Origin of the sequence: Campylobacter sp. IFREMER_LSEM_CL2194 (genome assembly GCF_025771685.1) — a bacterium.
Taxonomy (GTDB): domain Bacteria; phylum Campylobacterota; class Campylobacteria; order Campylobacterales; family Campylobacteraceae; genus Campylobacter_D.
In genome coordinates this window covers 1-23,393 of sequence record NZ_JAKMQS010000007.1, presented here as the reverse complement: position 1 = coordinate 23,393, position 23,393 = coordinate 1, and the positions used below count along the sequence as shown (strand labels likewise).

General features: G+C 30.1%; 26 protein-coding genes. 12 read left to right on the top strand and 14 right to left on the bottom strand.

Annotated features, from left to right (window positions below):
* Positions 1–13 precede the first annotated feature (13 nt).
* From L8V79_RS04705 to mnmA, 6 genes are read left to right on the top strand one after another with little or no spacing between them, the layout of a single operon-like run.
* Positions 14–370 carry a hypothetical protein gene (locus tag L8V79_RS04705; RefSeq protein WP_039617428.1) on the top strand — a complete coding sequence of 119 codons (357 nt, stop codon included), beginning with the start codon at positions 14–16 and terminating at the stop codon, positions 368–370.
* Positions 357–1,043 (top strand): RNA polymerase sigma factor FliA, encoded by a 687-nt coding sequence (locus L8V79_RS04700; RefSeq protein WP_114640014.1) that lies wholly within the window; start codon positions 357–359, stop codon positions 1,041–1,043. Before L8V79_RS04705 ends, L8V79_RS04700 begins: the two co-directional genes overlap by 14 nt.
* Positions 1,043–2,134, top strand: a complete 1,092-nt coding sequence (gene fliM / locus L8V79_RS04695) for a flagellar motor switch protein FliM (protein WP_039667962.1) — start codon at positions 1,043–1,045, stop codon at positions 2,132–2,134. Before L8V79_RS04700 ends, fliM begins: the two co-directional genes overlap by 1 nt.
* The gene (fliY, locus tag L8V79_RS04690; protein WP_263702689.1) at positions 2,124–2,963 is read left to right on the top strand and encodes a flagellar motor switch protein FliY; all 840 of its coding nucleotides are present in this window, start codon (positions 2,124–2,126) and stop codon (positions 2,961–2,963) included. Before fliM ends, fliY begins: the two co-directional genes overlap by 11 nt.
* Positions 2,960–3,595 (top strand): TIGR00730 family Rossman fold protein, encoded by a 636-nt coding sequence (locus L8V79_RS04685; RefSeq protein ID WP_263702688.1) that lies wholly within the window; start codon positions 2,960–2,962, stop codon positions 3,593–3,595. Before fliY ends, L8V79_RS04685 begins: the two co-directional genes overlap by 4 nt.
* A complete protein-coding gene (gene mnmA, locus L8V79_RS04680) occupies positions 3,558–4,574 on the top strand; it encodes a tRNA 2-thiouridine(34) synthase MnmA (RefSeq protein WP_263702687.1) in 1,017 nt (338 codons plus the stop codon). The genes L8V79_RS04685 and mnmA overlap by 38 nt, the downstream gene beginning before the upstream one ends.
* Positions 4,575–4,744: 170 nt before the next feature.
* On the opposite strand, the gene L8V79_RS04675 is transcribed toward mnmA, so the two are convergent.
* The 5 genes from L8V79_RS04675 to L8V79_RS04655 all read right to left on the bottom strand — a co-directional run bounded on the left by L8V79_RS04675 (position 4,745) and on the right by L8V79_RS04655 (position 8,852).
* Entirely contained in the window at positions 4,745–5,167 is a 423-nt protein-coding gene (locus L8V79_RS04675; protein ID WP_263702686.1) for a hypothetical protein, read from the bottom strand.
* 65 nt (positions 5,168–5,232) lie between these two features.
* Positions 5,233–5,724 carry a phosphatidylglycerophosphatase A gene (locus L8V79_RS04670; protein WP_133319620.1) on the bottom strand — a complete coding sequence of 164 codons (492 nt, stop codon included), beginning with the start codon at positions 5,722–5,724 and terminating at the stop codon, positions 5,233–5,235.
* A 2-nt stretch (positions 5,725–5,726) separates the two neighbouring features.
* Positions 5,727–6,887, bottom strand: coding sequence for a sulfate adenylyltransferase (locus L8V79_RS04665; protein WP_263702684.1), 1,161 nt, complete (start codon positions 6,885–6,887; stop codon positions 5,727–5,729).
* A complete protein-coding gene (locus L8V79_RS04660; protein ID WP_039667971.1) occupies positions 6,865–7,740 on the bottom strand; it encodes a response regulator transcription factor in 876 nt (291 codons plus the stop codon). The genes L8V79_RS04665 and L8V79_RS04660 overlap by 23 nt, the downstream gene beginning before the upstream one ends.
* The gene (locus L8V79_RS04655; protein ID WP_263702683.1) at positions 7,737–8,852 is read right to left on the bottom strand and encodes a bifunctional 2-C-methyl-D-erythritol 4-phosphate cytidylyltransferase/2-C-methyl-D-erythritol 2,4-cyclodiphosphate synthase; all 1,116 of its coding nucleotides are present in this window, start codon (positions 8,850–8,852) and stop codon (positions 7,737–7,739) included. The genes L8V79_RS04660 and L8V79_RS04655 overlap by 4 nt, the downstream gene beginning before the upstream one ends.
* A gap of 107 nt (positions 8,853–8,959) precedes the next feature.
* Between L8V79_RS04655 and L8V79_RS04650 the strand changes: the two genes are divergently transcribed.
* A complete protein-coding gene (locus tag L8V79_RS04650; RefSeq protein ID WP_263663592.1) occupies positions 8,960–10,063 on the top strand; it encodes an Mrp/NBP35 family ATP-binding protein in 1,104 nt (367 codons plus the stop codon).
* A 9-nt stretch (positions 10,064–10,072) separates the two neighbouring features.
* A complete protein-coding gene (locus L8V79_RS04645; RefSeq protein WP_263702682.1) occupies positions 10,073–11,236 on the top strand; it encodes a 2,3,4,5-tetrahydropyridine-2,6-carboxylate N-succinyltransferase in 1,164 nt (387 codons plus the stop codon).
* Here the strand turns inward: L8V79_RS04645 and L8V79_RS04640 are convergent.
* The 4 genes from L8V79_RS04640 to galU all read right to left on the bottom strand — a co-directional run bounded on the left by L8V79_RS04640 (position 11,217) and on the right by galU (position 14,759).
* Positions 11,217–12,128, bottom strand: a complete 912-nt coding sequence (locus L8V79_RS04640) for an alpha/beta fold hydrolase (protein ID WP_263702681.1) — start codon at positions 12,126–12,128, stop codon at positions 11,217–11,219. The two genes, L8V79_RS04645 and L8V79_RS04640, sit on opposite strands and share 20 nt — an antisense overlap.
* A gap of 9 nt (positions 12,129–12,137) precedes the next feature.
* The gene (locus L8V79_RS04635; protein ID WP_263702680.1) at positions 12,138–12,587 is read right to left on the bottom strand and encodes a Dps family protein; all 450 of its coding nucleotides are present in this window, start codon (positions 12,585–12,587) and stop codon (positions 12,138–12,140) included.
* A gap of 128 nt (positions 12,588–12,715) precedes the next feature.
* Positions 12,716–13,939: a glucose-6-phosphate isomerase gene (locus L8V79_RS04630; protein ID WP_263702768.1), complete on the bottom strand. Its 1,224-nt coding sequence runs from the start codon at positions 13,937–13,939 to the stop codon at positions 12,716–12,718.
* The gene (gene galU / locus L8V79_RS04625) at positions 13,929–14,759 is read right to left on the bottom strand and encodes a UTP--glucose-1-phosphate uridylyltransferase GalU (protein ID WP_263692516.1); all 831 of its coding nucleotides are present in this window, start codon (positions 14,757–14,759) and stop codon (positions 13,929–13,931) included. Before galU ends, L8V79_RS04630 begins: the two co-directional genes overlap by 11 nt.
* 74 nt (positions 14,760–14,833) lie before the next feature.
* Between galU and L8V79_RS04620 the strand changes: the two genes are divergently transcribed.
* Entirely contained in the window at positions 14,834–15,415 is a 582-nt protein-coding gene (locus L8V79_RS04620) for an IMPACT family protein (RefSeq protein WP_263678436.1), read from the top strand.
* Between the two features lie 19 nt (positions 15,416–15,434).
* On the opposite strand, the gene L8V79_RS04615 is transcribed toward L8V79_RS04620, so the two are convergent.
* From L8V79_RS04615 to L8V79_RS04605, 3 genes are read right to left on the bottom strand one after another with little or no spacing between them, the layout of a single operon-like run.
* Positions 15,435–15,767, bottom strand: coding sequence for a hypothetical protein (locus L8V79_RS04615; RefSeq protein WP_039617460.1), 333 nt, complete (start codon positions 15,765–15,767; stop codon positions 15,435–15,437).
* Between the two features lie 50 nt (positions 15,768–15,817).
* Complete coding sequence (locus tag L8V79_RS04610) at positions 15,818–16,150, bottom strand: hypothetical protein (protein ID WP_039617462.1); 333 nt, start codon at positions 16,148–16,150, stop codon at positions 15,818–15,820.
* The gene (locus L8V79_RS04605) at positions 16,147–17,721 is read right to left on the bottom strand and encodes an ABC-F family ATP-binding cassette domain-containing protein (RefSeq protein ID WP_047207957.1); all 1,575 of its coding nucleotides are present in this window, start codon (positions 17,719–17,721) and stop codon (positions 16,147–16,149) included. The genes L8V79_RS04610 and L8V79_RS04605 overlap by 4 nt, the downstream gene beginning before the upstream one ends.
* A 53-nt stretch (positions 17,722–17,774) precedes the next feature.
* Between L8V79_RS04605 and L8V79_RS04600 the strand changes: the two genes are divergently transcribed.
* Together L8V79_RS04600 and L8V79_RS04595 are read left to right on the top strand one after the other, a co-directional pair.
* On the top strand, positions 17,775–18,779 hold the full coding sequence (locus L8V79_RS04600) for a diguanylate cyclase (protein WP_263702678.1): 1,005 nt from the start codon (positions 17,775–17,777) through the stop codon (positions 18,777–18,779).
* Between the two features lies 1 nt (position 18,780).
* Positions 18,781–20,148, top strand: coding sequence for a phosphomannomutase/phosphoglucomutase (locus L8V79_RS04595; RefSeq protein ID WP_263702677.1), 1,368 nt, complete (start codon positions 18,781–18,783; stop codon positions 20,146–20,148).
* Here the strand turns inward: L8V79_RS04595 and tilS are convergent.
* Positions 20,129–21,091, bottom strand: a complete 963-nt coding sequence (tilS, locus tag L8V79_RS04590) for a tRNA lysidine(34) synthetase TilS (RefSeq protein ID WP_263702676.1) — start codon at positions 21,089–21,091, stop codon at positions 20,129–20,131. The genes L8V79_RS04595 and tilS overlap by 20 nt on opposite strands.
* A complete protein-coding gene (gene rimO, locus L8V79_RS04585) occupies positions 21,081–22,397 on the bottom strand; it encodes a 30S ribosomal protein S12 methylthiotransferase RimO (RefSeq protein ID WP_263702674.1) in 1,317 nt (438 codons plus the stop codon). Before rimO ends, tilS begins: the two co-directional genes overlap by 11 nt.
* A 62-nt stretch (positions 22,398–22,459) precedes the next feature.
* Between rimO and L8V79_RS04580 the strand changes: the two genes are divergently transcribed.
* Positions 22,460–23,393: AMP-binding protein (locus tag L8V79_RS04580; RefSeq protein ID WP_263702673.1), on the top strand; the 934-nt coding region annotated here is incomplete at its 3' end.

Here is a 23,393-nt window from a genome sequence, read left to right as displayed (position 1 = left end):
TTGAGGGAAAAAGATGAGACCAGAGAATTTTGTTGCTTTTTTTACTGTTTGTGGTTTTTTTATAGGATTAATGTTTACCATAGTTAATATAGAAGATGCAGTAGAGATAGTTGTATATACTTGTTTGATTACTTTTGTATTTTATGTTTTAATCCATATAGTAATTATGATTTTTGTAGATGTTAATAAAATTAGCGGTAGAAGCTTTAATAAAGAAAAATATGAAAATGAAAACAATAGTTTTATAGCAGAATTAGCCGCAAGAGAAAAGAAAATGGATTACTTGCTTGAAAAACTTCAAGAAGAGCGCGAAGACCTTAAAAAGCTTGAAAGCTCTTCAAAAAGAAAAGTAAAACATGCAGCCGCATAATGCCTATGCTTCTACGCTAAAAAAAGAACAAGATGATTTAGTCATCTCTTATATGCCAGCATTAAGAGCTATGGCTTTTAGGCTTAAAGAGCGTTTGCCTGCAAGTATTGATGTAAATGATTTAATTAGTATCGGCGTAGAGGAAATGATCAAACTCTCACGCCGTTATGATAAAGAACAAAATGATAATTTCTGGGGCTTTGCAAGAAAAAGAGTCAATGGAGCTATGCTGGATTATCTAAGAAGCCTTGATGTAATGAGTAGAAGTAATAGAAAAATCATCAAAGATATTGATGTTATTATAGATGAGTTTTATCAAGAAAATGAAAAAGAACCCGATGATGAGTATTTAGCACAAAGACTAAATTTAGAAGTAGAAAAGGTAAAAGAAGCAAGAGCAGCTCATGCTATATCGCTTGTAATGCCTTTGGATGAACAGCTAAATTGCTTTAATGATAGCAATATCATAGAACAAATAGAAAAAGAAGAATTAATAGAAAAAATCAATGCAGTTTTAGAAGAATTTAAAGAAAGAGAAAAGCTTGTAATACAGCTTTATTATTATGAAGAATTAAATTTAAAAGAAATCGCAGAGATTTTAGAGATTAGCGAGTCAAGAATTTCACAAATTCATAAGCGTTTGCTTAAGAAGATTCGAGAAAGGCTAGTTTAATGGCTGAGATACTTTCCCAAGAAGAAATTGATGCTCTTTTAGAAGTTGTTGATGATGATAGCGATGAAAGTGCAGCTTCTTCGAAATTAGAAGAGCTAGAAGATAAAAGAGATATAGTAGTATATGATTTTAAGCGTCCAAACAGGGTTTCTAAAGAACAACTTCGTTCTATTAAAGGGATTCATGATAAATTAGCAAGAAATCTTGCTTCGCAAATTTCATCTATGATGAGAAGTATAGTTGAGATTAAACTTCACTCAGTAGATCAAATGACTTATGGTGAGTTTTTAATGTCTTTGCCTTCGCCAACAAGCTTTAACGTTTTTTCGATTAAACCTTTAGATGGAAACTGTGTTTTAGAGATTAATCCAAGCATTGCTTTTCCTATGATAGATAGGCTTTTAGGTGGTCAAGGGGAGAGTTTTGATACCTTAAGAGAGCTTACAGAAATCGAGCTTAATTTGCTTGATTCTATTTTGCGTATTATAATGCAAAGGCTTAAAGAAAGTTGGATGAATGTTACAGAAATTTATCCAAGTGTTGAAGCAAAAGAATCAAGTCCAAATGTTGTGCAAATAGTTTCTCAAAATGAAATTGTTATCATGGTGGTAATGGAGATTATCATCGGAAATTCAAGTGGTATGGTAAATATTTGCTATCCTGTTGTGCATTTGGAAAGTATTTTGAGCCGTTTGGCAAATCGTGATATTATGATGGGTGAAACTTCGGCTAAAAAATCAAGAAATAAAGAACTTAAAACCTTGATCGGTCGTGCTGAGGTAATTTATGAAGCTATGCTTGGTAAAACTTTTATCAATGTGAATGAATTTTTAGATTTAAAACAAGGAGATATTTTAAAGCTTGATAGAAGTGCAGATGATAAAGCTATAGTAGCTATTGATAAAAAAGAAGTATTTTTAGCTCAAGTGGGACTTCATAGATTTAGAAAGTCAATTAAAATCTTAGAACTTATCAAAACTGATAAAGATGAGATTAAAGAAATGCTTGAAAAATATGAAGATGAAAGAAGAGCAAAAGCAAATTCGTATGATGATAATGAAGAACTAGAAGAGGAAGACGATGATCAATGATTTTTTAGGCATATTCGTCAATGAATGTGTAAGTACAATAGAAGGTTTAACAGGAAAAAGTGCTGAATTTAGTGAGTATTATGAGTATGATGTAAATTCTCAAGATTCTATGACTCCACCATTAGTTAGCGCTACTTTTAGCATTAATAATGAAATGAAAATCAAAATCCTAGCCAGTGCAGTTTTAATGAGTGCAATTGGTGAGTGGATGATGGGAGAAGAAGAAATCTCCAAAAACAGTGAGCTAAATGAAGATGAAATGGATGCAGCCAAAGAAGCTATACAAAATATCATCTCAGCATTTTCTACAACTTTAGGCGCGCAAAAAGAAATTCCAAAAATGGAGTTTAGTCTAGAAAATTGTGAATTTGTTGCAGATAGTTTAGAGCTTGGTGGTTTTCATAAGCTATATTTATACAATGTAAAAATAGCTGATTTAGAAGAAAAAATTTCTTTGGTTTTTGATGAAAAAATTTATAAGATTTTAACCAAAACTGACTTAGAAGAAATTGTAGCAACAAATGAAGATCATACACAAGATCATAAAGCCTTGGCTAATGTAGAAGAGCTAAGAAATATCGGTTTGATCATGGATGTGCGTTTGCCTATAAGAGTGCGTATAGGTAGTAAAAAAATGCTTTTAAAAGATGTTTTAACCATGGATATAGGCTCGGTTATCGAGCTTGATCAATTAGCAAACGATCCTTTAGAAATTTTAATAGGTGATAAAAAAATCGCTTATGGGGAAGTAGTTATCGTAGATGGAAACTTTGGAGTGCAAATTACTGAGATAGGCTCTAAAAAAGAAAGATTAGAACAGCTAAGATGAAAGAATATGTCATTGAAGATATTGCCTATCTTAAAGAATTAGAAAAAATTCAAAAAGGCATAACTTTTTTTGGTTCTGCACGCTTAAAAGAAGATAATGAGTATTGTATTTTGGCTTCAAAATTAGCCCAAAAGTTAGCAGATCTTGGTTATAGTATCATCAGTGGTGGTGGCGGTGGTATTATGCAAGCTGCAAATTATGGGGCTATGCAAAGTCAAACTTCACACTTAAAATCTTTTGGATTTAATATACATTTACCATTTGAGCAAAAAGCAAATGACTTTTTAGAGTATAATATCACTTTTAAGAGCTTAGCCATTCGCAAAATGGCTCTTATTCAAAAGAGTCTAGCTTTTGTGATTTTCCCAGGCGGCTTTGGAACATTAGATGAATTTTTTGAAATTCTTACTCTTAAACAACTTAGTTTTAAAAAAGATGTTCCTATTATTTTAGTTGGGCAAAAATTTTGGCAACCTCTTGATGAATTTATCAAAACTTCTTTACTAGGACTTGGAACTATATCTAAAAATGATGAGTTAAAGTATAGTATAAGTGATGATTTGGATGAAATTATAAGAATGATAAAGGAAAAAGATGAAAATTCTTGTTGCAATGAGTGGGGGTGTAGATAGTACTGTAACTGCTTATAAGTTAAAACAAGCAGGACATGAGATTATAGGTTGTTATATGAAGCTTCATGGAAAAGCTAATTATCATGAAGAAAATATACAAAAAGTTGAAAAAGTTGCTAAATTTTTAGACATCAAATATCATATTTTAGACTTACAAGAAGATTTTAAAAATCAAGTTTATATGCCTTTTGTTAATACCTATAAGGAAGGTAAAACGCCAAATCCTTGTGCTTTATGCAATCGCTTTATCAAGCTTGGCAAGCTTTTGGAATTTGCTAAGAGTTTGGGTTGTGAGAAATTAGCCACAGGTCATTATGCAAGGATAGAAAATGGTTTGATTAAAACTGCGGTTGATGAGAGTAAGGATCAAAGCTATTTTCTAGCAAATGCAGATAAAGAGGCTTTGGAGTATTTGATTTTCCCTCTTGGAGAGATGAAAAAAGAAGATGTGAAAAAATTTGCTTCTACAATCGATGTTTTAAAATCTTTTGCAACACAAAAGGAAAGTTCTGAGATTTGTTTTGTGGAAGATACTTATGTGCAAGTTTTAGATCAGTTTATGGATACTAAAATTCCAGGTATTGTAAGAGATAGTAGTGGCAAAGAAGTAGGAAAACACGAAGGTTATATGCACTATACCATAGGTAAAAGAAGAGGTTTTGAGGTGCGTGGGGCTCATGAACCACATTTTGTATTAAAAATTGATCCTAAAAAAAATGAAATCATAGTAGGTAAAAAAGAAGAGCTTAAGATAAGTGAGTTTAATCTTGAGAATATTAATTTATTTATCGATGCTAAAGAGTTAGATTGTGAAGTAAAAATACGCTATAGATCAAGATCAACCCCATGTAAAGTTTTGATTAATGAAGATAAAAGTGCAAAAATCATCTTACAAGAGCCTGTTTATGGGCTTGCTAGCGGACAAATGGCAGTATTTTACGATAAAGATTTAGTGCTTGCAAGTGGATTTATAAATTAACGCTAAAGGGTTGCACCCTTTTTGGCGTTCACCCTTTATACTAACTTCTTTTTAAAAATTAAAATTATTTTATTGTAATAAAAAATAAGAAAATTGTAGTTGAGGTTTTTCTAAGATAGATTAAGTAAATCTTATCTTAGAAAAATTATATTGCATTTGATAGGTTGATTTTATTCAGTCATATCAACAATTGCTCCACGATCTTCACATCTTTCTTTATTCCATTTTCTTGTATCACACATGCCATAAACTATTTCATGTTTATTCAAATCGCCATTTTTATAGTTGATATAAACAACATCGCCATATTGTATTTGTCCATTTGCAACTTCTTTAGCTAATTCATCTTGAGTCGGTTTTATCTCTTCAAAATCTTCAGCTACTTCAGGGTGTTTTTCTTTTAAAGCATTTAAATCAACATCTTTAAGGCTTTTTATTACAACATTAGAGCCGTAATCTTTTTTTAAAGTTTTAATGAATAAATCATAACCACCTTTATAACCTCTACTTGGATCATATTTATAATCTACTCCATTAGCACATGCTATAAAAGAAATTAATGCTAAAGCACCAAACATTGTTTTTTTAATCATTTTTATCCTTTTCGTTTTAGTTTGTGAAGTTTATCATAAATGAAGTTAAATCAAAAAATTACGAATTAAAATATCTCCATAATACTTATATCAAACCATAAAAGATCAAATTTAAGTAAAATTCCATAAATCACAGCACTAAATAATCCTGCGAAAATTCCTGCTAAAACATCATCTAGCATTACGCCTAAACCGCCTTTAGTTTTTTTGTCAATTTTACCTATGATAGAAGGTTTTGTGATATCAAAAAATCTAAATAAAACAAAAGAAAGCAAAAAAGTAAAAACACTTTGCCCACAAATTGCCAAAGCTAAAAACACTCCTACAACTTCATCTATTACAATATGCTTATCATCGTGTATACCTGTTTGTTTTTCGTATTGATCGATGATTTTTATAGAGATTAAAAAAAGCAAAATTGCAAGTAAGATCAAAGTTCCTATACCCAAATACCTTAAAATAAAAAAAGCAGGGATTAGCGCTGCTATTGTGCCAAAAGTTCCTGGAGCTTTATTAACACTACCTGAATAAAAAAAAGTTAAAAATAATTTTTGCATGATTACACCATATATGACATTTGATGGAGTTTTATAAGTTGCTCATAAAATTCTTTATCGCCTCTATATTCTAAAATACCATGCGTAGGGAAAAGATTGCTATAGATATTTTGTTTATTATGGAAACGATTTGGAAAAAGCTCTGATAAAATCAAAGCAGAAATTTCTCTTCTTATAAAAACTGCTGGTGGAATGATACCAAGTCTGAGTAAATTTTTTAAAGAATCGCCATGATATTTCATATGATGATGAGCTCCATGTGGACATGATTTGGTGCTTACTATCATTTTACACTCATCACAAAATACAAATTCAGGAAGTATAGTTACTTCTATATTGTAATCTTTTGCAAAATCATCAAGTACAGTAAAGGCTCTGTTTTGATTAAAATACATTCCAAGCCCTGCGTGATTTTGTCCTACAAAAAGTTTATTACAATCAAAACTTTTAGCCAAAGCACACTCAAGCACCGGATTTAAATGCGAGGCAAAAATTTTGATATTATGTAAAGGTATAAGCAAAACCCTAGAAGATGGTAAATAATTTTGCGCAAAAACATCAAAGCAACGCTTTTTAAGTTTTAAACTTAAACCATTACTTTCATAAGATTCTATAAGGAAAATAATTACTAGATCAGATTGCTCTATAGCCCATCTTAAAATTCTCTCATGCGCTCTATGAAAAGGATCAAAGCTTGAAACAATAGCAGTGATATTAGAAGGGTTTAATCTTTTTTTGATTTTTTCAAAATCTTCTTTTATAGCCTTGATACGATTGTGATAAATTTCAAATTCACCGCTAATGCAAATTTCTCCAAAATCATCAATCAAGCATGTATTAGGTGTAAAAATATCATTAATGTTTTTATCGTTTTTAAATTTACTTTCTAAGATGATGTGGCCTACTATTTGATCATTACATACAAAATCTATTTTGTCTTTAACTTTGGCATTTTCTATGATTTTTTTGTTTTCATTGTGTGGAGCAAAAGTTAAGGCATAGGGAAATTTATATCCGTTTATTGCTTCATTTTTTAAAAATTCATCTCTTTCTTGTTTGTTCATCAATTTTGTAAAAGAACCAAAAATTCCTTCTTTAATGAAACATAAAACTTCGTATTCTTCTTCTGAGATTATAATGCTATTTTTTCTTTGTAATGCCATATTTTTTCCTTTTTTCCCATAAAGATTTTCTTGAAATTCCTAATTTTTTGGATAAATCCGTATCAGGAAAGATATTTTGATAACTAATGATAATATGCTTAACATAATCATCAATGGTTAAAATTCCATTACTTTCAAAACTTTTTTCATCTTCACCTAGCTCTAAAATTTGAAAATTGCTATGCTCAATATTCGTACTTGTATGTATAATAACAGCCTTTTTTAAAGCAAGGTTTAGCACCTTTTCTTTTTCTAAGGGCTTTAGGGTCTGAAAATTAACCAAATAATACAAAGAATTGTCTTTGAAAATTTTATCTAAATTTTGTTGGTGTGAAAGATCTATATAAACATTTGCGATGTTGTGCTCATTAGTATAATTAAATACAAAATGATCAGCAAAAATTTGATTATTAGTTTTTAAAATCAAAGGTAATTTGAATTTTTTATAATCAAAAGTTGGTAGTTTTGCTGTTTCAAATTTATGTTTTAAATATGCTTGATAGGTGCTATTTAGCATAGTGATTTTTTTAAATTCTTGAAAATGCTTAATCTTGCGCATTAATTCTTCTATCATGAAAGGTTTTTGTATGTAATCACTAGCACCAGATTTTAAAGGAGCTAAAACAGTATCTGAACTTATGTAAGATATGAGTAAAATAATGATTTTATGCTTAAAAATTTCTATAATATGTTCAAAATTAGCCATACTAGTAGAAAGCAAAATGATTTCATAATCATGATGAGTCAGCTCATTAACATTTGCGATAATATCACAATCATAACCTATAGAATTAAGCTTTGATCCTATGCTTTGGGCTAAATAAAATTCATTTTCTACTATTAAAACTTTCATAATTTCATCCAATCAAAATATTTTAAATTTACACTTGCTAAAACAGCAATCCCTTCTTTCCTTCCTACAAAACCTAGATGTTCTGTAGTGGTAGCTTTGATATTGATTTTATTTGGTGTGGTTTTTAATGTTTTAGCTATATTAAAAGCAATAGCTTCTTTAAAATCTTTCATTTTAGGTGTTTGGGCTATGATGGTAATATCAGCATTTACAAGCTCAAAACCATAATTTTGCACCAAAGTATAAGCGCTTTGTAATAAAAGCATAGAATCAGCATTTTTATACTGCATATCATTATCTGGGAAAAGTTCACCAATATCTCCAAGCCCTGCTGCACCCAAAAGCGCATCAATTAGTGCATGAGCTAATACATCTCCATCAGAATGAGCTTTTAAACCCATACTTTCATGTACTTTTACTCCACCCAAAAGCAAGGCTCTTTGCTCTCCAAATTCATGCACATCAAAACCACTTCCATTAAAAATATCCCAAGATGGTTTTGGTAAATTTAAGCTTTTCAAATCTTCTTTAAAGGTAATTTTTTTCGCCAACTCATCACCTTGTACATACCAAATTTTACCACCAATAGCTTGTATAGCTGTACTATCATCGGTGAAGTTTGAGCTTTGTTCTAAAGCTTTTTTTAGCATACTTGTGCGCGAAAGTTGAGGGGTTTGTATGAGTTTGATTTTATCTCTATCGATAGCTTCTTGAGCATAAATTGTAGTATCACTTACTTTTAAAACAGGTGTAATACAATCAGCTTTGTCATGATTTTCTATGATATTGTTAAAAAGGTTTTTAGAAATTAAAACCCTTGCAACATCACTAACTAAAACATATTCACTCTCAACCATACTTAAAGCATTGAGTAAAGATTGTGCTCTAGTTGTACCACCTTGGACAAATTTATATTCAGGGGCAAATTTTTTCATATAAGAAATATTACTAGAAGTAACAACTATTTGTTTAAAAGGATAAAAAGAACTTAAATTTTTAGTAGCATAAAGCCATAAGGGTTGTTCGCCTAGTCGTAAAAACTGCTTTTTTACCGGAGCATTAAATCTTGATGATTCTCCCGCAGATAGCATAATCAAGGAAATATCTAACATTTGTTACACCTTAATTTCTTATTAATGTTACGATATTATACACAATAAAAGCCAAAATTTATATTTATGTTAGTAGAATTAATCATTTTAAATAACAAGGAGAAAAATTGAAGGAAAAAATCGAAGAAAGACTAAAACAAGTTATATATCCAGGCTTTAAAAAAGATATAGTTAGTTTTGGTTTTGTAAAAAAAATTGAAGCAAATGAAAATCAAGCTCATATAGTAGTTGAAATCGTTTCAGCTAATGCTCAAATCGCACAAGAGCTTAGACTAAACATCGCAAATGCTTTAAAAGATTTAAATTTAGAGCTTAATTTAGAAATCATTCAACCAAAAATTCCTGAAGAAAAAAGCAATTCAAGAAGTGGTAAAAATATCGCTCCACAAATTAAAAATTTCCTTATGATTTCAAGCGGTAAAGGTGGGGTAGGTAAAAGTACTACAACTTTAAATTTAGCGATTTCTTTAGCTAAAATGGGTAAAAGAGTAGGGCTTTTAGATGCGGATATTTATGGGCCAAATATACCAAGAATGCTAGGTGAGAGTAAAAGCAAACCTGAAATTGTAGGTCAAAAAATTCGTCCTATTTTATCTCATGGGGTTTATATGATGAGTATGGGTGTACTAATAGAAGAAGGTAAAGGTTTGATGTGGCGTGGTTCTATGATTATGAAAGCGATTGAACAACTTTTAGCTGATGTGCTTTGGCCTGAACTTGATGTATTATTACTTGATATGCCTCCAGGAACTGGTGATGCACAAATTACCCTAGCTCAAAGTGTGCCAGTGAGTGCAGGTGTGTGTGTAAGTACTCCTCAAGTAGTGTCTTTAGATGATAGCAAAAGAGCGCTTGATATGTTTGAAAAATTACACATTCCTGTTGCGGGTATTATAGAAAATATGAGTGGCTTTTTATGTCCTGATAATGGCAAAGAATATGATATCTTTGGTAAAGGTACCACAGAAGAAATGGCAAAAGCTTATAAATGTGAAGTTTTGGCTCAAATTCCTATCGAAATGAGTGTAAGAGAAGGTGGAGATAGTGGTAAGCCTGTAAGTTTTTATATGCCTGAGAGTGTAAGTTCAAAAAGATATTTACAAGCTGCTGAAAAAATTTGGGAATTTATAGAAAAGGTTAATCAAGAAGGTAAAGTAGATAATTCAGCTATTCAACCTGTAATGAATGGCAAAAGTGCGTGCTCGCAATAAGGAGAAAATATGCCAATAGAAAGTAAAGAAGAATTTTTAAATTTAATCAAGCAAATCGAACAAAGGATTAATTATAAAAAACCTAAAGCTTTTGCTATAGCAAGGCTTGATCTAAGTCAAGTTGATCCTAGTAAAAAACTTCAAGCCAATTTTGGTGTGATTAATTTTGAGCAAAATTATGCTGCTGCAGCTGTTATGTTTGAAGCTTTTTTTAGAAGAGGTGTTGATGTTGACTTTAACGAAAGTGAGTTTGTGGCTACTTTGATTAAAGAAGATTTGGATTTTGCACTTGAATGTTTTGCGCCATTTTTGCAAGAGCAAGGCCATAAAAATATAGAAGCAATCAAAGCAGCAAAAGAAAATTTTAGAGAAAATGCCTTTTCTTTTGTTTGTATTTTTGAAGATGAGGCACCAAAAAGTTTAGAAAGTGTGTATTTAAAACTTTATTTGCTTTCCAATAAAAAAGTACCTTTAAGAAGTTTAAATTTAACAGGCGCTTTTGGGATTTTACCAAATGTTGCATGGAGCGATAATAAGCCTATTGATTTGGACTTTTTAAGAGAAAATGAGATTGATTTAAAAATGAGTGGAAGATATCCAAGGGTTGATTATGTAGATAAATTTCCAAGATTTTTAGCTCATGTTATTCCTGAGGATAATACTAGAATTTTAGAAAGTTCTAAAGTGAGAATGGGGGCGGTTTTAGCTGCAGGTACTACTATAATGCCAGGGGCTGCTTATGTGAATTTTAATGCAGGTACAACTGGAGCTTGTATGGTAGAAGGACGTATTAGTTCTTCAGCTGTTGTGGGTGAAGGTAGCGATGTAGGAGGCGGTGCTTCTATACTTGGTGTTTTAAGTGGTACAAGTGGTAATGCTATTAGCATCGGTAAAGCTTGTCTTTTGGGTGCAAATTCGGTTACTGGAATTCCTTTAGGGGATAATTGTATCGTTGATGCGGGTATTGCTGTTTTAGAAGGGACTAAATTTGCTTTAAAAAATAAAGAAGAACTTCAAAAAATCAACCCTAATTTTAAATTTGATAAAGATATATACAAAGGTTTAGAATTAGCAGGATTAAATGGCTTACATTTTAGACAAGATTCTCAAAGTGGAGTGATGATAGCAGCTTTTAATAAAAAGGCTGTAAAACTTAATGAAGACTTACATTAATTCTTAGCCCTTGTGGGTTAAGAATTTTAAATAATTCATGCAGTTTATAAATACACACGCTAGGATGATGTTTAATGCTTCCTGTGTGTAGTAAAATCTCCTTGCTATCTTTCTTATAAAGCTTTTGCACAAAATTAAAATTCCACCATATGTAAGTTTTGAAATTTAAATTATGGGTGGTATTTATATGAAAATTTATATAAGAATGATTTTGAAAGTTTTGGTTTAAACCAGGTGCTTGAAAGGCATAGACTTCTTTTACCTCGTTAGGAAAGGTTCTTGCAAAAGCTTGAGCTATATATCCTCCTAAAGAATGCCCTATGACGATGAGCTTTTTATCAATGGTGTATTTTTGTTTAAGTTGATTGTAAAAATACTGCATGGATTGAATTTGACCTTTTGGAGTTTTGTTAAGTAAAATCAAAAAATCACTATAAAGATCTTTAAAATCAAAACACAAAGGATTTAAATCACTCCCTGCAAAGGCTAAAATATAGTTTTTTCTTTTTTTATCATAAATAAAACTAGCTCTAAAACCCATTTTAGATTGAGGGTGTGTTTCGTTGATGTGTTCAAGTATTTCATAATTTTTTACAAATTTTAAAGCTAAAAATGCATTGTTTAAACCACCTACGGGGATTTTTTCTTTTTTATAAAAAGGATTAGTTAAAGCTTTTATAATGGCTTTGTGTTTTTGCAAGCCTTCTTTTTTTAAGCTTTGATTTAAATATGCATTAGCACAATAAGCTACCAAACTATAATCATATAATTTTTGCAATAAATCGATATTTTTTTCAAAATGAGTATGAAGTTTTAATAAGAGTAGTTTTTCTTGGGAAGTTAAATTTGTTTTTTGACTTAAAGCAATAAAGCTTTGTAAGTCAAAAAACATTATAAATTCTTACATAGAGCAAGTATTTTGGATAGTTGAATTAAGCATCCAAAGAACTTTTTCATATTTTGCAATATTTTCTTGAGCAAATGCTGCTGTTGTAGTGTCACTTGCTTTTTCAGCTTCTTCATTTAGCTTTTTAAATTCAGCCAAAAGATACTTATAATCTTCTCTAATAAGTTCTAAAACTTCTACTGGAGTAAAGCAATCTTTTTGAGCCTTAGGTGCTTTTGTATTTTCTAGTAATGTTTTTGAGCAAACGATAGCTTTTTCTCCTAGTTGCAAAGCTCTCTCAGCGCAATCATCAAAAAGTTCTGCCATTTCTTCATAAGCTTTTTCTGTATATTCATGAATTGAGAAAAACTGTAAACCTTTTACATTCCAGTGATAATTATGAAATTTAATCCATAAACTATGAGCATCCGCTTGTAATTGTAATAATTGTTTTGTTACTGACATGTTATCTCCTTTTTTATTTTTAAAATTATAACATAAAATTCTTAAATAATAATAATTATTATCTAATAAATTTTAATGTTAGTAATTATTATATTTTCATTATACTCTTTTTTTACAATAATGCAAATTTATTTACTTAACATATTTTTAAGTATTAATTTTCCTACCTCTACGCCAGGTTGATCATAAGTATTAATTCCAAGCATAATGCCACATGCAGAAGTAAATAACTCATAATAATACATCAAATATCCACAATGATAAGCATCTAATTTTTCAAGTTCTATGACATCAACACTTAAATTTTCAGCAATTAATGCATGCATGGTTGCATCGCATTGCGCGTTTAAAAGATCATGCAAATTAACTTCATTAGTAAAATCACAATTTTGTAAATGATTAAAGCTTATATTTGGGATACTAGGAGATTTTTGACTATCTTTGATTTTTAAAAAAGTAACAGTTTTATCTTTAGGTCCATCCATGATAAGTTGTAAAAAGCTATGCTGATCTCTAGCACCAATTAAAGCAATAGGAGTTAAACCTATGCGTTTAAATCCTTGTTTTTTACCTAGACTTTCAGCAATTAGTTGAATATACCATTCATTAAAACCTTTAAAAGCATCCCCATAAGAAAAAAGCACATTAATATGCGCACTTTTATGTGTGCAGTAATGATAAGCCTTTTGTAAAATTTGATCACATTTTTTCTCAAAAAAATCCACATAACAAGCTTTTGCACCTTCTAATAAGGCTTTAGTATCATACCCACAAAAGCTCAAAGGAACAATACCAATAGCAGATAAAACACTAAATCTACCACCGACATTTTTAGGTATAAAAAAACATTTTATATTTAATTCTTCTCCTAGTTTGTGAAGTTTTGACTCAAAATCAGTAATAAACACAAAATTTTTGTGTAAATTTTCATTTTTAAAATCAAAATGAGCAATGATGAGTTTAAATAAAGAAATCACTTCTATAGTTGTGCCTGATTTGCTTGCTATGATGAAAAGTGTTTTTTGGGGATTTATTTTTTGCATAGTTTGGGTAAAAGTATGTGAGGAGGTATTGTCAATAATAAAAAGTTTTTTTTCTTCTATTTGATCAAATAAAAGCTCTTTTAAAGCTTTAACCCCACAACTTGATCCACCCATGCCTACTAAAACGATATTTTCTATATGAGTTTTAGTAGCGATAAATTCTTTACTTTCTTTGATTAAATCAAAGCTCGTATCTACTAAGTGATAATACCCTATATCGCCACTTTCTAGCTCATCATTCATTCTATTTGCATAAGCGGTGATTTTTTTAAAATCTTGGGTTTTAAAAAATAAAGTATTATTTAGCATTTTTACTTTTCTCATAAAAATAATTTGTCGCTTCCACAAAGCCTTCTACGCTTCCACAATCAAACCTTTTTCCTTTAAATTTATAAGCTAAAACCATATTATTAGTTGCTTGTGAAAGTAAGGCATCAGTTAGTTGAATTTCTCCATTTTTACCTGCTTTGGTATTTTCTAAAATGCCAAAAATATCAGGTGTTAGAATGTATCTTCCTATGATAGCTAAGTTACTTGGAGCATCTTTTGGATCAGGTTTTTCTATCATAGAATTTACCATGATCAAATCCTCTTCCACAGCATTTCCAGCTATAACCCCATAGTTTGAGACTTGATCAGCTTCAACCTCCATCACAGCTATAACAGAGCAGCGGTATTTTTCATAAATTTTTACCATTTGAGCTAGGACATTTACCCCATCTTCATTTACGCATAAATCATCTGCTAAAATTACCCCAAAAGCTTCATCTTGCACTAAAGGCTTTGCTTTTAAAACCGCATCTCCTAAGCCTTTCATTTCATTTTGTCTTGTAAAAGTAAAGGTGCAACGATCTATGAGTGTTCTTATTTCACTTAAAAGATATTCTTTTTTAGTGCCTGCGATTTGGTGTTCAAGTTCATAAGAAATATCAAAATAATCTTCCAAAGCTCTTTTTCCACGCCCTGTAACAAAGCCCATAGTTTCCATACCAGCTTCTAAAGCCTCATCTACACCATAGTGAATTAAAGGTTTAGTTAGTATAGGTAACATTTCTTTAGGTAGGGTTTTTGTAGCAGGTAAAAATCTAGTACCATAACCTGCTGCAGGAAAAATACAAGTTTGAAGCATAGTTTATCCTTAAATTTTTATAAGTTGTTTTAATTATAATTTTATTTAAATATTATAGCTAAATTAAGGAAAATATGAAAACCATTGATCAAATTTATCAAGCAAAAATAGAAATCAAAAAATCAACTTTTTTGTCTTTTTTATGTCCTTTTGAAGATTTTCAAACTTTAATGCAAAAGCTAAGAAATGAGCATTTAAAAGCCGTGCATTTTGTATATGCTTATAGGTATTTAAATGAATTTGATCAAATTATAGAAGATAAAAGCGATGATGGTGAGCCAAAAGGAACTTCTGCAATGCCTTGTTTGAATGTCTTAAGAGGAGCTTTGCTTGTTAATTGCGCGGTGATTGTTGTGCGTTATTTTGGAGGGATTAAACTTGGTACAGGTGGTCTTGTAAGAGCTTATAGTGAAGCTACAAATGAAGCTATTTTAAATGCAACGCTTTTAGAATTTGAAGCTAAAAATATTTTAAATTTAAACATTCCTTTTCATCTTTATGCAAGATTTGAGCATTTTTTAAATAAAAATAACATTTCATACGAAAAAAAATTTCAAGAAAATGTTGAACTGGTTTTAAGCGTTAATGCAAAAGAAGAGGAGGAATTTAAAAAATTTGCAAAAGAGTTTGAATTTAGCGGACTTGTTTGGAAGTAAGCGTTTGCTTACTTCATTTTTATAAAGAACTTAAAAGATCTTTTACCATATCTTTTTGTGGCTCTTGTTTTTCTTCTATATTAGCTTGCATAGGAGTTTCGTTTTGTCCTCTAAAACGATAATTATAAATATTTGACATATTTGAGCTAAAAATTCCTGTGCTAAATTGATCTTGACTCATAGCTTTTGAAAAAAGCTCATCAAGTTTTATGCTTTGCTCGTTTAAATTTTCACTATTGTTTTGACTAAGTAAAGACATAAAGTCTTCATTAGCTCCTTGAGTGCTTTTATAAGCACTACTTTGACCATACCCATACTCTTTAACCGATAAATTATCATGGTTAACTTGCATGCTTTCTCCTTTCAAAATATTACAAGGAAAAAACAAGCAAAAATCATTCCTTAATCGCCATGAGTTGGGTAGTATTCAGCTTCTATTTCATTGTTTTTAATAAACTCTTCTCTAGCTTTATTACAGCGTTCATCCCTTAGTTTTCTATAAGCATTTCTACTTTCTAATTCTTGAGAAGTTAAAGGGCGATCTTCTAAAAATGAAATGTGAAAATAAGTATCATCTTCTTTGCTGAATTTTTCATAAAATTCAACATAGTCAAAATAATCTTTTTCGCTTTGAAAATCAATACTTTCTTCTACATAAATAGTTGGGCCAAAGCCTCTGTGATTTTGAGTAAAATGTCCAAAACCAGCTGCATATTTTATCTTAAACGAATTCATTCTAAACCTCCTAAAAATTCGTCATAACTTCCTTTAAAGTCTGTTAGTTTTCCATCTTCTAAAAACCATATACGATTAGCAAAAGCACTAATTAGTTCTCTATCGTGGCTTATGCATATCACACAACCTTTGAAATTATACAAGGCTTCACCTAATGCAATGATACTTTCAAGATCTAAATGATTATCCGGTTCATCTAAAAGTAAGAAATTTCCACGTTCTAACATTAATTTTGAAAGCATTAAGCGGTGTTTTTCGCCCCCGCTTAAGCTAGAAGCCATTTTTTCTTGATCGCTTCCGCTAAAGAGCATTCTACCAAGACATTTGCGAATTTCATCCAAATCTTTGAATTTTTCACTCATTAGCCATTCATAAAGTTTCAAATCTTCATTAATTAAATTCGTTGTATCTTGTGAAAAATATCCCATTTCTATGGTAGCACCAAGGTGGATGTGGCCACTATCAGGTTCTAATTTTGATGCGATGATTTTAGCTAAAGTGCTTTTCCCAACACCATTTGCTCCAATTAGGGCTATTTTATCACCTTTTTCTAATTTTAATTCTAAATTTTCAAATAAAGTTTTATCATAAGCTTTGCTAATACCTTTTAATTCTAAAACCTCATTTCCTATTTCTCTATTTGTTCTAAAAACTATGCTAGGATCACGCCTGCTTGAAGTTTTAATCTCTTCAAGTTCAAGTTTTTCTAAAGCTTTAGCCCTGCTTGTAGCTTGTTTGGCTTTTGAAGCATTAGCGCTAAAACGACGTATGAAATTTTCTAATTCTTCTCTTTCTTTTAAAGTTTTATCTCGTTTGAGTTCAGCTTGTTTAGCAAGCAAGGTTGAAGCCATATACCAATCATCATAATTTCCAGCAAAATCGCGTATTTGTTTAAAATCCACATCTAAAATTCTTGTACAAACTTTATTTAGAAAATGTCTATCATGGCTAATTACTACTAAAGTTCCCTCATGTCTTAAAAGTTCATTTTCAAGCCAAGAAATAGCTTCTAAGTCAAGGTTGTTTGTAGGTTCATCTAAAAATAACACATCAGCACCTAAAAATAACACTTGTGCTAATAAAACTTTAAATTTATCCGCACTTTGTAAAGTACTCATGAGAGCATTAAAATCTTTTATATTTAAAGAGCTAAGAATTTTTTCACATCTAAGCTCACAATCATAGTTTGGATCTTCTTCTGCTGTTATGATTTCAAGCTCGCTTAATCTATCGTTGATTTCATCGGTAAATTCTTCACTCATATAAAGTTTTTCTTTTTCTTTTAGTGCATCATATAATCTTTTATTTGCACACATTACCGCATCTTTGATAGTGTAGTTTTCAAAAGCAAATTGATCTTGTCCTAATACAGCGATTTTTAAATTTGGATCTATACAAATTTCTCCACTGCTTGATTCTATTTCGCCTGAGAGAATTTTTAAAAAGGTTGATTTTCCTGCGCCATTTGCGCCTATAAGTCCATATCTTTCACCACGGTTTAATTTTAAATTTACATCTTCAAATAAAAGTTGGTTTGCAAAACGCATAGTGAGATTTTTTACTTCTACCATTAATATCCTTAAAATATTTTTGCTATAATTTTAACAAAAAAAGGTTTATTATTTTGGATTTTTCGTATTTATTGTTAAAAACATTGCCTAGTATGACTTTGGTTTTTAATATCTTAGCTTTATTTTTAGCTTATTTTTTTAAGCAAAATAAGATTTTTTTCTTACTTTTGTTGATTTTATGTGCTAGGGCTTTATCTTTAGTAGCAAGTGAGTATCAAGCGCATTTGTTTATCTCGGTATTTTTACCTTTTTCTTTTGTGCTTTTTGTGTTTTTGCAAGATAGCAAGCTTGTGTTTGAAAGAATTAATCTTATTAAATTTGCGTATTTAGCTTTTATGGGTTTTGTAGCGTTAATACTTAGCACAAGTACTAATTTTAATGCAAGCATTACAAGTGAGATTTTTGGTCTCTCAACGCAATTTTTTAAACCTATTAGTGAGTTAAGTTTTTGTGTGTTTTGGGCAGGAATGATATTTTTATTATTTTCGTATTTTAAAAATAATGATTTTCATTTCTTACTTGCTTATATGGGCTTGAATGTGCAGTTTTTATTTTACAATAGTGTTGATTTGGGTTATTATGAATTTGCTTCTTTAGTGTTGATAGGATTTTTAGCGTATAAAGCTTATAAAATAGCCTTTTTTGATACTTTAACCAATTTGCCAAATTTAAAAGCTTTAAGAAGATATGCTCAAGGGCTTGAAAATTTTCATTTAGCCTTGATTGAAGTAAAAAATATTAATGAAATTTATCATCAAAAAGGCTCAAAAATGGGCGAGTTTATAATGCATGAGTTTGCTAGGATTTTAAAAAAAGCTTTACACGCTAGGGTTTTTAAAGATGATAAGGATTATTTTATTATTGTATTTGAAAATGAAAATATAGCCTTTGTGCAAAGCAAGCTTCAAATGCTTGAAAATTTTATGCAAAAATATAGTTTTGAATTGAAAGAGAAAAATGCAAAATTAGAAATTAGACTTTGTTTATCAAGCAAAAATGAAAACATAGAAGAAAGTTTAAAACAAACAAAATTAGAACTTAGAAGACAAAAGGATTAAAATGTTAGATTTGATTTTTAGAGAGTATGACATAAGAGGGCTTTACCCAAGTGAGTTAAATGAAAAAAGTGTAAAAGCCATAGGCTATGCCTTGGGTTTAGAAATGAAATCAAGAGGTTGTGAGAAAGTAAGCGTAGGCTATGATGCAAGATATAGTGCAAATGAACTTTTTAACTATTTAATCAGCGGTTTAAATAAAGCTAATATGCAAGTTTTCAATATAGGTTTAGCACCAACTCCTATGGGATATTTTAGCTTGTTTTTTGATGAAATTTTTGATGCAAATATCATGATAACAGGTTCGCATAATCCAAAAGAATACAATGGCTTTAAAATCACGATTAACAAAGAAAGTTTTTTTGGTGCTGATTTGAAAAAACTTTCTTTAAAAGTGCAAGAGTATTTAGAACTTGAAATCAATGATGATTTAAGATGTGAAAATTATGATGTTAAAAGCTTATATATAGACTTTTTAGCTAAACATTTTTCACATCTTAAGGGCTATAAAGAAAAAATTATTATTGATTGTGCAAATGGAGCTACTGGAGTGATTATAAAGCCTTTGGTGGAAAAATTAAATCTTAATGCGCAAATTTTATTTGAAAATCCTGATGGAAATTTCCCAAATCATGCACCTGATCCAACAGAGCTTGAAAATTTACACGCATTACAAGTTGCGTTAAAAGAAGATGAAAATGCAAAAATGGGCTTTGCTTTTGATGGAGATGGAGATCGTTTAGTAGTCGCAAGTAAAGATTATGTATTTAAGGGTGATGAGCTTTGCTATTTATTTGCTAAAAATATAAAAAATCCTAGAGTTTTAGGTGAAGTAAAATGTTCTAAAAATCTTTTCGATGAGGTGGCTAAATTTGGTTTTATCATGATGGGTAAGACTGGACATTCTAACATTAAAAAAATGATGAAAGAACAAAATATCGACATTGCAGCAGAGCTTAGTGGGCATATTTTCTTTAAAGATAGATATTTTGGTTATGATGATGGAATTTATGCATTTTTAAGAACCTTAGAGCTTTTAGTAAATGGTTTTGATATAGAAAAATTAGTTAAAGAATTACCAAAACTTTATGCAAGTGAAGAGATTAAGCTTAAGGTTAGTGAGGAAAATAAATTTCAAATTATAGAAAAATTTAAAGAAAAAGTAAAAGCAAACGCTTTTGAAAATGTGCTTGATTGCAATGAAATTGACGGAGTTAGAATTACCTTTAAAGAAGGCTGGGCGCTTTTGCGTGCTTCTAATACAAGTCCATATCTTATCATGCGCACCGAAGCTACAAGTGCTGAATTTAAAGACTTTTTAGAAGCAAGAGTAAAAGAACTTTTTGAAGAAATCATAAAAGAGCTTGCATAAGCTCTTTTACATCAATATTTTTTGTGTATAAATATGCTCTTAAGAGTTTAGGGATTTTTGCTTTTCTATAAATTTCTTTAAATTCTTTTGGCATTTTCTCACAACTTACAAAAGGAAAAATCAAAACTTTTTCTTGCATATAAACAATGCCTATTTTATGTGAAATCACTCCATCGCCTTTTAATACTTCTTGTCTTTGTTTAGCGCTTAAAAGCACTCCAAGCTTTTTAAAACATTTTGCGATTAAACTTTCATCTTTATGAGTAATGTAAATATTTTTAAATTCATAAATATTTTCTTCTTTTAAGTCTTTTTCTAAGTATTTAAAGCTCTTTTTTACTCCATTTGGATAAAGCTTTAAAAACTCATTAGCGAAATTCTTGCGTATAAAATTTCTAAAATATTTTTCATCATCATTACTCTCATCATGAAAATAAGTGATATTGTTTTCTTTTAGATAGTTTGAAATTTCTTCTTTTGGAATTTCAAGCAAGGGTCTTATGATGGTAAAATATTTTCTTTTTTCAATATCTTTAAAACCAAGTAATTCTCTAAGCCCTGCACCTTTGGAAAATTGCATTAAAAACCATTCTAGTTTATCATTTAAATGATGAGCTAGTAAAAGATTATCATAAGAGTGATTTTTGCAAAGCTCTTCAAAAAACTCATAACGCAAAGCTCTTGCGCAAGCTTCGAAATTTTTTGTTATTTTGGGTGCGGTTTTGATATAAATTTTTTTATGAAAACGCTTGGCTAATTCTTTAGCACTTTGTTCTTCTTTATCGCTATTTTTGCGAGTTTTATAGTTTATAAAAGCAAGGTCAAAATCTACATTTTTTTCTAAAAGCATGAAAAATAAAGCACTAGAATCACTCCCGTGAGAAAACGCTAAAAGATTTTTCCCTTGCTTTAAATGATTTAAATATTTGCTATCAATCATCAAGCTTTCTTAAAGCTTTAGCAATGAGTTTTTTATCTAAGCTCTGTGTGATTTCACACTCATAAAGCTCACCCATTTCTAAATTTCCACAATCACTTTCATTGATGAGAATTTCTCCATCTATATTTCTATCCCAACGCAAATCTTTTGCGCCGATGAAAAATTCTCCTTCAGAGCTTTGACCTTCACAAAATGCTAAGGTTTTTTTGCCAACTTGTTGATTAAAGCTTTTTTCTATGCAATCATCGACGATTTTTTCTATCACTTTTAATCTTGCATTGATGATTTTACTAGGAATTTGCTCCATTTCAAAAGCTGCGGTATCTTCTTCTTTAGAATAAGCAAAAACACTAATTCTATCAAAACCAAATTCTTTTATAAAAGTGCATAATTCTTCAAAGTCCTCATCACTCTCTCCAGGGTGTCCTACTATAAAACCTGTGCGTAAAAATGAATTTGGAGCTTGTTTCATTAAATTTAAAAGCTCGATTAATTTAGCTTTGTTAGCTCCGCGTTTCATGATTTTAAGCATATTATCACTGATGTGTTGTAAAGGCATATCAAAATAATTTACAAAAACTTTTGATTGAATGATCTTTTCTATTACTTCTTTACTAATGCTTGTTGGATATAGATATAAAATTCTAGCAGCCTTTACACCTTGGATATCTTCTATAGCTTCAATAAGCTTTAAAAGTCCATCTTTTTGACCTTGATCAAACAAATATGAACTTGTATCTTGAGCGATAAAAGAAAAGTCTTTATAGCCTTTTTTAATAAGCTCTTTTACTTCATTTATAATACTTTCTAAGCTTCTTGATTTAAGTTTGCCTTTAAAACTTGGTATAGCGCAAAATGAACATTTTTGATTGCACCCTTCAGCTATTTTAATAAAAGCGTGATAATTTGATCCTGTGATCACACGATTGGTATTTTTATCTTGCAAGTAAGTAGAATTTGAAAAAAGATTAGTTTTTTTAAGTATCATTTCATCAATCTTTTCATAATCTCCCACACCGGTAAAAAGATCAACTTCAGGTAGTTCTTTCATTAATTCCTCGCGGTAGCGCTGCATTAAACATCCTGTTACAACCAGCAACGAATCCTTTTTTCTTTGCTCGTGTAAATCTAAAATCGCATTTATGCTTTCTTTTTTAGCACTATCTATAAAGCCACAGGTATTTACAATCAAAACATCAGCTATGCTTGGCTCATCGCAAATTTCATAATCACTTAATCTTCCAAGCATGATTTCACTATCAACTAAATTTTTATTACAACCTAAAGACATTAAAAAAAGTTTTGGCATATTTCTCACTTTAAATGTTTTATTTTTTATGTTATTATAACCAAAATTTTTCAAGGAAGCTCATGATAACCCACATCAATGATTTTTTACAAGAAAGTGTTGCTAAATTTGGAAGTAAAAATGCTTTTGTTGAATTTAACGGTAGAAGTATAAGTTATAAAAAATTTGATGATTTAAGTAAAAAAATAGCAAGTGAAATTCTTTCTAAACTTCCTACTAAAAGTACACAAGAACCTGTGTTAATCATACTTCCTAAAGGGATTGACTGTTTACTTTCTTTTTTTGGTGTAGCAAAAAGTGGAAATTTTTATACACTTTTAGACGAAAAAAGCCCTAAAGAGCGTGTAGAAAAAGTCATAAAAGTTTTAAAACCAAAGCTTTTAATCACTTCTAAAAAATTAAATTTAAATTTTAATCTTGATACTATCTTCACAGAAGATTTTGAAAATTTTGATATAAATGAAAATGCTTTAGAAAAAGCTTTAAATAATCACATAGATACTAATTTACTTTATGTCTTTTTTACAAGTGGAAGTACAGGAACTCCAAAAGGAGTAAGTATAAGCCATAAAAGTGTTATTGATTATACTTTTTGGGTATGTGAGACTTTTAAGCATGCCGATTACGATGTTTTTGCTAATCAGGCGCCATTTTATTTTGATGCTTCAGTTCCAGATATATTTAGTTCTATCAAAGCAGGAGCTACGCTTCATATACTACCAAATCATCTTTTTGCTTTTCCAAATAAAATTTTGGAGTATTTATCTACCCATAAAGTTAATGTAATGTATCTAGTTCCGGCAGTATTATCATTTTTTGCAAATGAAAAATCTTTAGGTAAATTTAAAAACTTACAACTAAATAAAATTTTTTTTGGTGGCGAAATCATGCCAAATAAACAACTCAACATTTGGCGTAAGCACCTTCCTAATGCTTCGTTTGTAAATGTATATGGACTAACTGAAATTACCGATGTATGCTCTTTTTACATAGTTA